9 protein-coding genes are annotated in these 14,545 nt (G+C 49.1%); 3 read left to right on the top strand and 6 right to left on the bottom strand.

Going from position 1 to position 14,545, the window contains the following annotated elements; translation table 11 throughout:
• Positions 1–142: 142 nt before the first annotated feature.
• Positions 143–805: a class I SAM-dependent methyltransferase gene (locus tag ACO6VE_RS11955; protein WP_422461465.1), complete on the bottom strand. Its 663-nt coding sequence runs from the start codon at positions 803–805 to the stop codon at positions 143–145.
• Between the two features lie 285 nt (positions 806–1,090).
• Here ACO6VE_RS11955 and ACO6VE_RS11950 point away from each other — a divergent pair, with 285 nt between their 5' ends.
• Positions 1,091–1,798, top strand: coding sequence for a SapC family protein (locus ACO6VE_RS11950; protein ID WP_422447574.1), 708 nt, complete (start codon positions 1,091–1,093; stop codon positions 1,796–1,798).
• Between the two features lie 46 nt (positions 1,799–1,844).
• A complete protein-coding gene (locus ACO6VE_RS11945) occupies positions 1,845–2,666 on the top strand; it encodes a serine protease (protein WP_422447572.1) in 822 nt (273 codons plus the stop codon).
• Between the two features lie 105 nt (positions 2,667–2,771).
• On the opposite strand, the gene ACO6VE_RS11940 is transcribed toward ACO6VE_RS11945, so the two are convergent.
• Positions 2,772–5,192, bottom strand: coding sequence for a glycogen/starch/alpha-glucan phosphorylase (locus ACO6VE_RS11940; protein ID WP_422461463.1), 2,421 nt, complete (start codon positions 5,190–5,192; stop codon positions 2,772–2,774).
• Positions 5,193–5,658: 466 nt separating this feature from the next.
• Here ACO6VE_RS11940 and ACO6VE_RS11935 point away from each other — a divergent pair, with 466 nt between their 5' ends.
• Entirely contained in the window at positions 5,659–7,704 is a 2,046-nt protein-coding gene (locus ACO6VE_RS11935; protein ID WP_422461461.1) for an alpha-amylase family glycosyl hydrolase, read from the top strand.
• Positions 7,705–7,756: 52 nt separating this feature from the next.
• On the opposite strand, the gene glgX is transcribed toward ACO6VE_RS11935, so the two are convergent.
• The 4 genes from glgX to ACO6VE_RS11915 all read right to left on the bottom strand — a co-directional run bounded on the left by glgX (position 7,757) and on the right by ACO6VE_RS11915 (position 14,542).
• The gene (gene glgX / locus ACO6VE_RS11930) at positions 7,757–9,868 is read right to left on the bottom strand and encodes a glycogen debranching protein GlgX (RefSeq protein ID WP_422447566.1); all 2,112 of its coding nucleotides are present in this window, start codon (positions 9,866–9,868) and stop codon (positions 7,757–7,759) included.
• Positions 9,869–10,246: 378 nt separating this feature from the next.
• Positions 10,247–11,830: a family 43 glycosylhydrolase gene (locus ACO6VE_RS11925; protein WP_422461459.1), complete on the bottom strand. Its 1,584-nt coding sequence runs from the start codon at positions 11,828–11,830 to the stop codon at positions 10,247–10,249.
• Positions 11,831–11,881: 51 nt separating this feature from the next.
• The gene (locus ACO6VE_RS11920) at positions 11,882–12,682 is read right to left on the bottom strand and encodes a TrmB family transcriptional regulator (protein WP_422447562.1); all 801 of its coding nucleotides are present in this window, start codon (positions 12,680–12,682) and stop codon (positions 11,882–11,884) included.
• 78 nt (positions 12,683–12,760) lie between these two features.
• Positions 12,761–14,542, bottom strand: a complete 1,782-nt coding sequence (locus ACO6VE_RS11915) for a glycoside hydrolase family 13 protein (RefSeq protein WP_422447560.1) — start codon at positions 14,540–14,542, stop codon at positions 12,761–12,763.
• Positions 14,543–14,545 lie beyond the last annotated feature (3 nt).

Below are 14,545 nucleotides of genomic sequence, written 5' to 3'. Positions count from 1 at the left end.
CTTCACCACCCCTTGGTAACATTTTGATTTTAAACGATTAAAAATCGTGCCAACCATATATTCGAATAGAATATATGCTTCAAAATCAAATGATTACGTTATTTTGGTGGTGAAAGTGGGATGATTTCATATGGTTAGCTATTTAACGCTTGATGGCAATGGTAAGCCCATCGGAAACAGGCAGTATCATCATATCCACACGATCATCGTCGTGAATTTTCCGGTTTAATGCTTTCAGTGCTGCAGTGTCTTCATCACTTGCTTCTGCATCTGCTACTCTCCCGCTCCACAGCACGTTATCGATAAGAATCAGCCCACCAGGGCGAATAAGCTGCAGGCATTGTTCGTAATAAACGTCATACCCCGTTTTATCCGCATCAATAAAGGCCATATCAAACTGATTCAGTTCACCGTTCCTGATCAGTTGATCCAGGGTTTCAGACGCCGGAGCCAGGTGAAGTTTGATCCGCTCAGAGACACCGGCTTTTTCCCAGAAGGGTTTGGCTATGTCGGTATACTCACTGCTGATATCACAGGCAATCAGCTCCCCATCATCGGGCAGTGCCAGGGCAACAGAGAGCGCACTGTAACCGGTGAAAACACCAATTTCTATGGTTCTGCGGGCATTGGATAGTTTTGCCAGCATGGCCATAAGCTGCCCTTGTTCGGCAGAGATTTGCATCATTCGGTAGGGATGGTGGCTGGTCAATTCTCTGAGCTCTTTTAATGCCGGGTGCTCACGCAGACCAACGTTATAAATATATTGATAGAGCGTATCATTGAGTTGCAGGGTTTCAGTGGACATTGGTGGGGACTCCGTTTAATTCCTGAGAAAAAATAAATCAAAGATATGGTTGTTATTACTGACTATTAAGTCAGGAATGAAGCCTGAAAATGAGTGGTTTTTATTCATTGTCATCATTCTTTTGCAGCAATCACTTACCCTTAACAATCATATAACATTTTATTCGTTGATACCTTTAATGTGCTATGTAAAAATTTTAAGCTCAGGTCAGCTTAAAAATGTCAAAATAACTATTTTTAGAAGTGGTTTTATATCCAGACAAAACAAGAGAGGCGGCCCCTGATTATGGCAACATTACTGTTTTACAATGAGCCGACATTTCTCAACCGGGAAGTGCATAAGACCCTTAAGTTCAAGGCATCTGACGACTACTCTTTCACCGAAGAGGTAAACTCTGTACCACTGACCGGTATCGAGTTTTTTGAAGCCAGCCGTGATATGCCAGTGCTCTTCAGTAAGGATGAGCAGGGCAACTTTTTCCCCCTTGCCCTGCTTTCGCTGATGGATGCAGGGCATAAGCACCTGGGTGAGGCGGGCAGCTGGAGTGACAGCTATATTCCTGCTTTTATCCGCCGTTATCCTTTCGCCCTGACCGATGAAGGCTCTGTTTGCTTTGATCAGAAAGCCAGTCAGTTTGCTGGTGAAGAAGGTGAAGCACTTTTCAGTGATGACGGTGAAAATACAGAAACCCTGAATAACATTATTCAATTTCTTAATAACTATGATCAGCAGTATAAGAATACCCTTGATTATTGTCATGAATTAAAAGCGCTTGATCTGTTATCTCCGTTCAATCTCCAAATTCTCTTGGAGAAGGATAAGCCCCTAAGGCTCGAAGGGTTATTAGTTATTGATGAGAAAAAACTGAATTCCATTCCCGAAGAAAAAGTGAAAAGCTGGTTTGATTCCGGTTGGCTGGCGTGGACCTATGCACACTTACACTCTCTGGGTGCATTAAACCGTCTTGTTAAACGACAGAAAACACAACTGTAATATCCATGACCTCTTTGTGATTTTAACATTGAAAGGGACTTCAATAGTGAAAAAACTCCTGCAGATGGCCGTGTTGGCATTAAGTCAATTAGTTTTAGTATTTGCTGTAAGCGTCAGTGCGCATCCTGAAAAGACGAGTAACTATTCAGGAATAAAAATTGTTGGTGGTGATGAGCTTTCTCCATTTTCCCGTCCTTATATGGCGTCATTAAGAGTATTGAGAGAGGTGCATTTTTGTGGCGGGGCCTACATTGGTGGCAAGTATGTCCTGACGGCTGCCCATTGCGTCGAAGACATTCAGGATTATGCCGAATTTATTTCCGTCTGGTTGGGGGGGCATAAACTCAGTGAGCCGGGTGCTGGCCGTTTCTACCGGGTGGCAAGGCTTTATATACATCCAGACTATAACGAAGAAACCATCGATAGCGATATTGCCATTATTGAATTAGAGCAGGACGTTGAGGGTATTGAACCTGTTCGTCTGATTTCTGAAGAACACTTTGCAGACATTAATAAAGGTTCAGTATTTGAGGTGATGGGCTGGGGAACCCTGGGGTATGAGAAGGGACAACCAGACACGCTACATGTGGTTCAGGTGCCCTATGTGGAGAGAGAGCTTTGCAACTCCGGGCAACATTATGACGGAGCGATTACCAAAAATATGCTGTGTGCTGGTTTTGATGAAGGAGGCAAAGACTCCTGTCAGGGCGATAGTGGTGGTCCCATGGTTTATAACCACCAGGGTACCTGGTACCAGCTGGGTGTCGTAAGTTGGGGCTACGGCTGCGCTGAGCCGGGTTACCCGGGAGTCTATACCAACATCGTTGAACTGTTGGGTTGGGTAAGGCAGACAGTGCCTGATATTTGATTCAGTACTCCTCACGTTGAAGCACAGAAAGTCAGTGGTTTAGGAACAGATTAACAAGAATAATTAGCGGCAGCTCACGCTCAGTAAGCTGCCAAAACCACCTGATTATTTACTATTCCAAACCTTCTCAGCATAGTCAGCAATAGACCGGTCCGAAGAGAATCGACCCAGTCGTGCGGTATTCAGCACTGCTTTGCGCCACCAGAGCCTTGGCTTACGGAAAGTGTCGGACACTTTCTGCTGAGCTTCACGATAGCTGTCAAAGTCAGCCAGAGCCATAAACTGGTCACGATGCATCAGATCTTCCGCAACGGGTTTCAGCAGGTCGGGCTTGTGCTGGCAGAAGGAACCATTCATCAGGGCGTCAATGGCCCGCTTCAGTACCGGATTACTCTCATAATAAGGGTATGGGTTGTAACCCTGCTGCTGCAGTTCGGCAATCTCATCGACGGTTTTTCCGAAGATAAAGATGTTCTCATCGCCCACCGCTTCGGCAATTTCCACGTTGGCTCCGTCCAGTGTCCCAATGGTCAGTGCACCATTCAGGCCCAGCTTCATATTGCCGGTACCGGAGGCTTCAAAACCGGCAGTGGAGATCTGCTCGGAAAGATCGGCGGCAGGAATGATCTGTTCCGCCAGGGTGACGCGATAATCCGGCAGGAATACCACTTTCAGGCGGTCATCCAAACGACGATCGTTGTTAATAACCTGGGCGACCTTGTTGATGGCCAGAATAATCTGTTTGGCCATTACATAACCTGGTGCAGCTTTAGCGCCAAAAATAAATACCCGTGGGGTATGTTCGGCATCCGGGTTATCGAGCATTTCGTGGTACAGGCTGATGATGTGCAACAGGTTTAACTGCTGACGCTTGTACTCGTGCAGTCGCTTAATCTGAACATCGAACAACGCATTGGGGTTAACATTGACCTTGCACTCTTTTTCAATCAACCGCGCCAGTCGCTCCTTGTTTTTGAAACGGACATTGGCAAAGGCATCGAGAAAATCGGGAGATTCCGACAGTGGTGTCAGTTTTTCCAGCTGGTCCAGGTCAGTACGCCACTCTTTGCCGATATTTCGATCCAGCAGTCGTGCCAGGCCCGGGTTACAGTGAGCCAGCCAGCGTCTTGGGGTAACACCGTTGGTGACGTTGACCAGCTTGCCGGGATACAGGGCGTCAAACTCGGGGAACAGATTGGCTTTAACCAGACCACTGTGCAGCGCGGCAACACCATTGACCCGGCGACTGCCAATCACCGACAGGTTGGCCATGCGGATCATGCGATCACCGTTGTCCAGCTCTTCGAAGATGCTGACTTTCTTGATGATCTCTACATTGTCGCCCCATTGCTCTTTAGCCTCGCCGTTCAGGAAGACGTAGTTGATCATCTCAATGATCTGCAAGTGTCTTGGAAGAACACGGTCCAGCAGGGAGGCAGACCATTTCTCCAGGGCTTCTGGCAACAGGGTGTGGTTGGTGTAGTGGCACATTTCCTGAGTGATGGCCCAGGCCTCATTCCAGACCATGCCTTCTTCGTCCATCAGCAGGCGCATTAATTCCGGAATGGCGATAGCCGGGTGGGTGTCGTTCAATTGCAGCGCGTAGTGTTTTGCCAGACTGCTTAATGGCAGGCCACGCTGCTTATGCTGACGGATAATGTCTTTGAGGGAGCAGGCCGTGAAGAAGTACTGCTGGATCAGTCGCAGATCCTTACCCTGCGGCGTTGAGTCTTCAGGGTACAAGACTCCGGAAATGGTATCGCCATCCACCAGGTTACGGCAGGCTTCCAGATACTCACCCTGATTGTATTTATCCAGATCGATAGGATAGGCACCCACCAGGCTTTCCCAGAGACGGAGGCGGTTTACATAGTTTCCGCCAAAGGATGGAATGGTGATGTCCCAGGGCACACCGAAAAGCTTCTTGCCAGGCACCCAGTGGTTATTGCCATCGTTGTCCATTTCCATATGACCGAACAGGCCAATCTCCACGGTCTCGGATGGACGACAGGTTTCCCACGGGCTGCCAAATTCACGCCAGACATCCGGCTTCTCTTTCTGGTAACCATCCACAAAAATCTGACGAAACAGACCATAGCGGTAGTTGATGCCGTACCCGGTGGCTGGAATATGCTGGTTGGCCAGAGAATCCATAAAACAGGCGGCCAGACGACCCAGACCACCGTTGCCCAGGGACATGTCCCGCTCCTGATCCAGAACATCAGAAATGCGAACGCCGTGGGATTGCAGCAGGGTGGCTGCGGTTTCGTAAAGTCCAAGGTTCATCAGGGCGTCACCCAGCAGGCGTCCCATCAGAAATTCCATGGAGAGGTAGCAGACATGACGTTGCGGCTTTGTCTCTTTGGTGACGCCCAGGCTACTTTCCTGAAGCTGGTCCAGATTAATGTCACGGAGTACCAGAGAGAGGGCCTGCCACCAGTCGCGATGTGTGGCTTGCTTCGGGGTAGTGCCCAGTTCACGACGCAGGTTTTTTTCAAGCTCTGTGGTAAATGCTTTCTGATCCATGTGATGCGTATCACTCTTGTTGTGCTATCAGGTTGGCTTTTTCGCTGATGATCTGTTTCAGCGGCTTTGCAAAAGAATCCTAGTGTAATGGAAAAAGATGGTTTGTTGTTTTGTAAACGCTTTCAGTCTTTGTGCTGATTGAAATGTTTTAAAAGATAGGATTGCACACCACCAACCATGTGTTGTTATTTAATAAGTAAACATCAATGTGTCAAAGTGAAAAACAGGCGTCAAGTAAATTAATTTCACCTTTTGCGCATTGTTGTAAACCTCTGAAAACGATTACAACTATTTTGAATAGAAAATAAAAATGCTTTAAATCAATGCATTGAAGCTACTCAAAGCGATAATGGCGGGCGGCGCATGACCTGTGTCGTTATACAACTTTGGGGAAACAGCCACTAATATTTTGCATCTCTTTCCCATCCTCTTTTCAGCAATGTAATGTGACCAATCGGAGGACCCAATGACGAAGCCAAAAGCATTGGCTGTGGCCATCTCTGCGCTTTCTGCCTTGCTGGTGACTGGCTGTGCCAGTCAGTCACCTGATACAGCGTCTAAGGCCAGCACCAGCCTGACACCGGCTTATGACTGCAGCGCCAGCACCCGGGCAAAAGCCAACGATCTGAGAATTTATCAGATTATGGTCGAAAGCTTTGTGGATGGAGAAAAGGGAACCGGTCACGGCACCGGCTACGGTACCAGTCATCACCAGGGGGATTTGCAGGGTATAATTGATTCGCTGGACTACATCCAGTCACTGGGTATGAATGCCATCTGGATGACACCAGTCTTCAACTCGGAACCCGTTGCAGGCCAATCACACTGGGATGACCGGCTGGATGCCACTGGCTATTTTGCGACGGATTATTTTGCCATTGACCCACGCTTCGGGACCCTGGAGCAGGCAAAAGAACTGGTGGAAAAAGCCCATGCCAAAGGGCTGTATGTATTTTTTGATGGTGTATTCGGCCATCATAAACAGTCCGGTGTCGTGCCATCGCCGTCCGGTTTGCTGCCTTCTGGCAGTCACAATCCTGTTGATTATCCCCAAAGCCTGCCATTTTACCGGGAGGTGGCCACCTGGTGGGTGAAGGAGCTGAAAATAGACGGCTGGCGTCTGGATCAGGCCTATCAGGTGCCCACCGAAGCCTGGACTGAAATCCGCAAAGCCGTGGATGAAGCTTCTCAGTCAGTGACTTACCAGAACCACAAGGGTGAAACTGTCAATCCATTGGGCTATATGGTGGCGGAGATCTGGAAAGAAGAAAACACCATTCAGAGGGTCGGCTACGGTACCGGGGAGAGTCCGGCGTTGTGTTCTGCATTTGACTTCCCCATGCGTTATCGCCTGGTGGAAACCTTTGCAGTGAATGAAAACGGTATGGGTGGTAAAGGCGGTGACTGGCTGGATGAAGGCATGAGCCTGCACTCACTCTATCCGAACCATGCGCAACCTAACCTGATGCTGGGTAATCACGATGTTGTGCGCTTTGGTGACCTTCTGCAGCGTGGCGGCATTGCCAATCCGGACGATGCAGAATACTGGTTGCGGCATAAAGCGGCCCTGTCATTTATGGCAGCCTACACGGGCCCCATCACCTTGTATTACGGCGATGAAATTGGTGATGAAACGCCAGACTTTTCTGAAAAGCAGCCGGATAATAACTGCGCCATTCGTGGTGTGTGTGATGACCACTCGGGACGTACCAGTGCCAAAATTGATGGGTTAACCGCTGAGTTGAATGCACAGCAGCGTGATCTTAAAGCCTATGTATCGTCATTGATGACGTTGCGGGATAAACACCCGGCGTTGTCTGAAGGTGAACGCATTAACATCCGTGCAGAGAAAGAGGTCTACGTCGATCACAAGCAAAGTGGCGATGATGCCCTGCTTTATATGGTCAGCACCGACAGCGCTTTCCAAATGGTCACTTTGACAACGGCAGAAGCCGGTTCCGAAGGGAGGCTGGTGGATCTGCTCACGGGAGAGGTGTTTTTCCCGAAAAACAATGAATATTCCATTCGCATGAAAGGCTTTGAATCACGATTCCTGCGCATTGCCAGGCCTGTTGCAGCCGGACCAAAGGTCAACAAACGAGATGCCAGCTCGATGACCGGCGAAGGTTTTTTGGCCCAGTGCGACAACCCAACAGTGAATGAAGCAGGCCCGGCACAAGATACTCTGTTTGTAGTGGGCAGCTTTCCGGACTCTAACTGGATACACAAGCCAGCCCGGGCTTTTCAGTATAAAGGCAACGGCGTGTATCAAACCGTCACCAATGAGCGCAAAGGCAGCTATCGCTTCCAGTACGCCACAGCCAGCTGGAGCCCGCAATACACGGCTGCTGATCTGTCACAAAAGCCGGGGCAGGCAACTGCCGGGAAAAACGGTGGGTATGGTACCGATACCTCGGTGATGATACCGGAGGCGGGACGCTATGTATGGAGCTTAACGTTCAAAGACAGTGGTGAGATTGATCAGGTGATGGTTTCCCGCTGTGCGGAGTAATTGTGTAGATTAACCGGTCGGCAACCCATCTTCGGAGTGGCCGACCTGCCTGTTAATTCATCTCTTTAAGCATGATCAGGCTGTGCGGCTGAACTTCATAGCTGCACTGATCAACAGACGGTTCGTGAATAAAAGAAGACTCTTTGTCAGTATTCACCACAACCGTCCGGTGTTTGAATTGACCGGTTTCAGGAATCAATACTCTGCCTACATGTTTGCCAGCGTTCAGGATGACCCAGATAGCACCTTTTTCAGCATCATTCGGGTCATGAATTTTAACCGTCAGGGTGTAACAGTGGCGCTCACTGAAATAAAGAGGGTCAACGACGTCACCCTTCGGGGAATGTAACTGGTATTCTATGTGGCCCAGACCATCGGTCAACAGTGGTTCATTGCGACGAAAATGCATCATTTGTCGGGTAAAATCGTGCATTTGTGCACCGTCAGAGTCGGTGTTGTGCAGCCAGTCCCAGTGTAGCCAGGCGATGGGGGAGTCCTGACAATAGGCATTATTATTACCATCCTGAGAGTTGCTGAACTCATCGCCAGCTAACAGCATGGGTGAGCCTTTGGCCAGCATTAACATGCCCACCAGATTCTTCCGGCTGCGCAGGCGGGCTTTATTGATGTCCGGGTTGTCAGTGACGCCTTCTTCACCGTGATTCCAGGAGTAATTGTGCTCGTCACCATCCCGCCCGTCTTCACCATTGGCCAGATTGTGGCGCTGATTGTAAGAAACCAGATCCATCAAGTTAAAGCCATCGTGACTGCAGATATAGTTGACGGTGGCAAGATAACTTTGTTCGCTGAACAGGTCTTCTGAACCAGAAAAACGCCAGGCCATTTCAGTTTGTACCCCTTTGCTGCCTTTCCAGAACTTCCGGCAAGTATCGCGGTAACGGTCATTCCAGGACTGCCAGTCAGAGGGGAAGTCGGTCATATGATAACCATCCGGCCCAATATCCCAGGGCTCGGCAATCATTTTTACCTGGCTCAGAATCGGGTCCTGGCTCACGGCATAAAAGAAAGGCGCATCTTTACTGTAATTACGGTGCTGACGAGCCATGGTGGGGGCCAGGTCAAAACGGAAACCGTCGATCTGATACTCCACTACCCAGTGACGCAGTGCGTCCATAGTCAGGCGCAGAGTCTGGTGGCTGTCGAAGTTGATGGTGTTGCCGCAACCACTGTAATTCTCCGAGGAAATTCCACCGTCGTGTTTGTTCATATGGTAGTAGTCGGTTTCAGCCAGACCGCGCATGCTCAGGAATGGACCACCATGGCCACCTTCGCAGGTATGGTTGAACACCACATCCATAATCACTTCAATGCCGGTGCGGTGCAGCTCCCGTACCATGGTTTTCATTTCAATCACCGGGTCGGAAATGGCATAAGGTGTGTGCGGTGCCATCATGCACAGCGGGTTGTAACCCCAGTAATTGGATAACCCAAGGTGAGTTAGTCGCTCTTCACTGGTACTGTAGGTAACCGGCAGCAGTTCAACGGCAGTAATGCCAAGGTTTTTCAGATATTCAATGGTAATGGGGTGGCACATGCCCAGATAGGTACCACGAATATTCTCCGGAATATCCGGGTGGGTTTTGGTGAATCCCTTGAGGTGGGTTTCGTAATAAATGCTCTGCTGGTCCGGAGTGTGTGGATGGGTTACGCCTTGCCAGTCAAAGGTGGCATCACGCACAACACTGCGGGGCATTTTGGTGGCGCTGTCCTGCTCGTTGAATAGCCATTGATCATTGTCGTCTGAAATATAGTCAAAAATGTCCTGGCACCATTGCACATCGCCACTGATTTCCCGGGCATAGGGATCCATCAGCAGTTTGTTCTTGTTAAAGCGGGGCGTGGTATTGGGTGACCAGTAACCGTCTGCCCGGAATCCATAGTGCTGACCTTCGATAATACCTTCAATATAAAGGTGCCAGACGCCCTCAGCGGAAGGAAACATTTTCAGTTGTTCTTCATTTCCCCGTGCATCAAATAACGATAAAAACAGTTGTTCTGCTTTAGGGGCGTACACAGAAAAGTTAACCCCTGTCGCCTGATTACCCGGTACTGCCACAAGATCGGCATTAACCAAAGTGGCACCCTGTGGGAAGGTTTTTCCGGGAGAGGGGCAATAGGTCTGGGTGGCAGACGGTGTATCCATAGCGTGTGAAGCTCTATATAGCGTGATCAGAAAAAACGGCGTGTATTATTAGTTTTCAGGAACAAACAGAAAAGCACGCCGGTTATGTAAACGATTACAGACTTTTATAAAGAATTGACTTAATTAAAAACATGTTGAACAGAAAATCTGTATAAAGGACTCTCCTCAGGGATCGGCTCCTGAAGGAGTCAACACCCCAACCGGCCGCCATGCACCATGATATCAGGGTTTCATAGTGCATAGCGGTTGGGGTAAGAAGTATGATTCGGCTTTTGTGCACTATGGGTACGCATGCGAACCGACCACATCAGACTTTCTAACGGATTCCATTCGATGGTCACATCACATCATGGTGGTGGCCGCAAGCAGCGCAACTGGCTAATTCAGGAATTTAACATCTGAGAAGTCTGCAAATACTTCAGATGTACCCTCTGGATTGACGCCAAAAAGACAGCAAAACGCACCTGTGTAGTATCTGGATAACATCGAATCAATCGGGATGCTGTTTATCACTGGTACTTTTTGTCCATTGGTTATATAACCACAGTCGTACCCGTTTTCAGCACAATGAACGAATAATTCCAACGCTGTTGTTTTGTCAGCAATGGTCGCTGATGCAAGCACCACATCATTGAGTTTGACGATTAAATCAAGACCATTATCATTTTGCGAGACACCCAGTAACAGATGATGGTTGTCTTTTTGCAATATCCCTATACCAATCTCACTACTGCCCATGGTATCCGATATATGCAGGGTGGCCTGATAATTGAAATAGCTGTGTGATTGTCGAAAGCCAATAACGGTGGATTGGCTACGCTCCCGGACAGGTTGCCCCGGCCAGATTCTCAAGCGCTGTTGTTCTGGCAGAATCTGAAAGTGACTGGCTTCTGGCAGTCGCCGAAAACTCCACTCTTTTTTCAGAGTCTGGCCAGAAAAATCATCATAAAAGTTACCATTACCAGGCTGACTTGATCCCGGAAACGGTAACGGCAGGTGTTTTTCCACTTTGCCGGTATCGGGAGCGCACACTGGCCAGAGCATATCCCGGTTGTCCGGGTTTTCTGCTTCCCAAACCACAGGAAGCAGATGGGTTTCTCTGCCCATGTTGGAACGGCTGGCAATGTCATTACGAATCCCCAGGCAGACCATATACCAACGGCCATCAGCCAGCTCAACCAGGTCACCGTGGCCGGTGCTGTTTACCCAGTAATTGTGGGTCAGGTGACGTGAGGTTAATATCGGGTTTCTTGGATTACTTCTATACGGTCCGGTAATAGCGTCACTGCAGGCAACCGTCACGGCATGGTAAAACCCCGTTCCCCCTTCTGCTGTCATTAAATAGTAGCGACCATTGTATTTATACATATGAGGGCCTTCCACCCAGTCTCCGCCGGTGCCCCGCCATAGAAAGTAACGCTCACCAATCAGGGCGGTATTGTCCAGGTCAAGCTCCTGCAACCAGATTTCACCTTCACTGGGGTAGGCTGGATCACTTGGGCTATGGGTTCCCACGTACCACACCCTGCCGTCATCGTCGAAAAAAATATCGGGGTCGATGCCCGGTGCGCCGCTGATCACCTTAGGCTCAGACCAGGGACCAGCAGGATTTGTCGCTGTCAGAATAAAATTCACACAGGGATTGAAATCTGCTGGTGCCTCCAGTGGTATATAGACATTAGTGGTTATCAGATAAAAGACACCGTCTTTATATCGAATAGTCGGCGCATGAATACCGCCATCGGACTGTACATCGGTCAGAAACACCGGCCCCTGACACTGTTCCGGTCGATCCAGGGCGTGACCAATCAGTTCCCAGTTGACCAGGTCACGGCTGTGGTGAATGGGCAGCCCCGGAAAATACTCGAACGAGGAGTTAACCATATAGAAATCATCACCGACGCGACAAATGGACGGATCAGGAAAGCTGCCGGGTAAAACAGGATTGGTCATTTCAGTCATGGGGGTTGGGTTCGTGATTAAATTGCAGATAACAGGGAGTGGCAAAGGAGCTTATAGTGCCTGTCGTTCATGGTTGGTATTGATGGCGATGTTCACCAGGTCAAGGGGCTTATCCCCTAATAATCCCGATAGATAGATATCGCTGTGAACATGCTCGGAGATGATTCTTACCAGAGTTTTCTCATTGGTGTAGATGCCCTGAGCCTCAGTCAAATTGGAAAATACCAGTGTTTCCAGTGTGTCGCGGACCAGCATGAACCGGGTAGAGGGGAAGTCATGCTCTGGAATATGGGAACGTGAAAAGAACTCAATGCCTTCAACCGGAGAGTGCATCTGGTTAAATGAAAAGCAAATCACCCGGACTCCTCGAGTAATAGCCTCTTGCAGCTCACGCTGGAACAGAGTGATATCAAAGTCAGTATTAATATAAAGCTCGTTTTTACTGTCGTTTATAAGTTCTTTAATTTTCAGTATCAGGCTCTCATACCCTGACAGATTGAAAAAAAAGGGTTTTTCCTCTGAACGGGATAAAACGGCCAGCTCTTTTTTCAGGACTGTAATATCGTCAATGGTTTTTTCCCGGATTTGCGCCAGAATCACGTCAGGTGATTTAGCTTCGTACTCCTTTACACTGCCGGAAATCATGTAGAGATAGCCTTGCAGGTACAGGTTGTCTATGGATGAATAAATGGTTGAGCGGGTCATGCCTAACGATTTGGCAATCTGATAACCGTTGGTCCTGCCATTTTTCAGCACATCAAGATAAACCAGTGCATCCGTTTTACTGAAACCAAAAGTCGTCAAACGTTGAACAATATCATTATATTTTTGTAAATCTGTTGTAGTGCTCATCGTGCAAAACCATACATCAAAAATGTTATATTCCTGACCCAGCTGCGCCCCAGTTAAGGGGCGCAGGCTTTGGTCTGTTTATTGACTCTTGCTCATCCTGTAGCCATAGGGGGCTAGCTGGACAGTCTCACCTTGTAGGTTGACCGATTGGGCAACAGCAGAGTTATTCATCACGATTTGCCACTGGCCACGTTGATAGGCAATACAATGATCACTGTCAACATCAAGCCAATGCACGGTCGGAATGTTGAAATCAGGCTCACTTTTGCGCAGGACAATCAACTCCTGGATAAATTGTCTGAACTCAAGGTCCTGCTTTTCTTCCTCCCAAACCATACAACGGCGATTGGCTTCGCTGCCCATTCCCCGCCCGCCACTGAGGGCAACTTCACCGCCATAATAAATGCAGGGCGTACCTACCTGGGTAAACATAAACAGGTAGGCCAGCCTGGCTCTTGCTTTATTCTCTCCACACAAACTTAAAATACGAGAAGTGTCGTGGCTATCCAGCAGGTTGAACATCGCCTGGTTGGCGGTGTGAGAGTAAGCACAGTAGGAACGGTTCACATCCCAGATGAAGTCCTGCTTGTTACTCAGATCCAGGGCAAAAAAGTCCAGCACTGCCTGGGTCATCGGATAGTTCATTACCGAATCATACTGGTCGCCACCAAGCCAGGCTGAGGCATCGTGCCAGATTTCCCCGAGAATATAGCAGTCAGGTTTGATTGATTTGACCACCCGGCGGAAATCACGCCAGAAGTCGTGGTCAATTTCATTACCCACATCCAGGCGCCAGCCATCAATATCAAAATCCTCAACCCAGCGTCTGGCAACGTCCAGCAGATACGCACGACACTGCTCGTTCTCGGTGTTCAGTTTGGGCATGGATGCCACATTGCCAAAGGTTTCATAACGCAGGTTCTGGTAGTCCCACTGTTCACGGGGCTTGTCTTCATACACCGGGAACTCGCGAATCCAGAACCAGTCATGGTAGGGCGACGCCTTGCCATTGGCGACAACATCCAGCCACAACGGATGTTGATCACCCACATGGTTAAACACAGCATCGAGCATCACTCTCATCCCACGACGGTGGGCTTCTTTTACCAATACGGTAAAAGCTTCATTGCCACCCAGGGAAGGGTCAACATTGAAGTAGTCCACTGTGTCATAACGATGACTGGCGTTGGCGGTGAACACCGGGCAGAAATATAAGCCATTGATGCCCAGGTCCTGAAGGTAATCCAGTTTATCGATTACCCCCCAGAGATCCCCGCCCATAAAGTTATCCTGCGTTGGTTCTGTGCCCCAGGGCATCGTACCAGCGGGGGATATGTCCGGTCGGCCATTGGCAAAACGGTCCGGAAAAATATGATACCAGATGGTTTTCTGTACCCATTCCGGCGTTGCCAGGACATCACGGGGGTTGATATAGGGGAAGCAGAAGAAATTACTGAGATTACTCAGTTCCACTTCTGCCACTTTGGTATCGGTAATATCAACACTTTTTCGCTCGCCAAACAGTATCTTCTGGCCAGTGCTTTTCGAATGCAGAATAAAACCGTAGCGTGCCCGACGCCTGGGTGGGGTGAACTCAGCCAGCCAGCAGGTTTGATGTTGCGTTTCGGCCTCGACGGTCATGGGGATTTCACGTCCGCCGGTCCAGCCGTGGGCATCGCTGCCTCCAAGGTTACCGCCGTCCAGGCCTCCGACTGCCCACTCATAGGGGTCACCGATCCAGAGGGTCACTTTTTCGATTTCATCCTTGGCTGAACGCAGGCGAACATGCAGGGTGCTATTATCGCGGGCGTAGCACATGGCGCTTTTCGGGTTATGGACCAGAGCACTCAAGGTAATCATTTT

Origin of the sequence: Endozoicomonas sp. ALB115 (genome assembly GCF_049310245.1) — a bacterium.
GTDB lineage: Bacteria > Pseudomonadota > Gammaproteobacteria > Pseudomonadales > Endozoicomonadaceae > Endozoicomonas.
The sequence above is the reverse complement of the archived record's forward strand: the minus strand, read 5'-3'. Positions and strand labels throughout refer to the sequence as shown.

Coding starts and splice junctions, on each gene's coding strand:
- ACO6VE_RS11955 (WP_422461465.1), bottom strand. CDS start 805: ATGTCCACTGAAACCCTGCAACTCAATGATACGCTCTATCAATATATT.
- ACO6VE_RS11950 (WP_422447574.1), top strand. CDS start 1,091: ATGGCAACATTACTGTTTTACAATGAGCCGACATTTCTCAACCGGGAA.
- ACO6VE_RS11940 (WP_422461463.1), bottom strand. CDS start 5,192: ATGGATCAGAAAGCATTTACCACAGAGCTTGAAAAAAACCTGCGTCGT.
- ACO6VE_RS11935 (WP_422461461.1), top strand. CDS start 5,659: ATGACGAAGCCAAAAGCATTGGCTGTGGCCATCTCTGCGCTTTCTGCC.
- glgX (WP_422447566.1), bottom strand. CDS start 9,868: ATGGATACACCGTCTGCCACCCAGACCTATTGCCCCTCTCCCGGAAAA.
- ACO6VE_RS11925 (WP_422461459.1), bottom strand. CDS start 11,830: ATGACTGAAATGACCAATCCTGTTTTACCCGGCAGCTTTCCTGATCCG.
- ACO6VE_RS11920 (WP_422447562.1), bottom strand. CDS start 12,682: ATGAGCACTACAACAGATTTACAAAAATATAATGATATTGTTCAACGT.
- ACO6VE_RS11915 (WP_422447560.1), bottom strand. CDS start 14,542: ATGATTACCTTGAGTGCTCTGGTCCATAACCCGAAAAGCGCCATGTGC.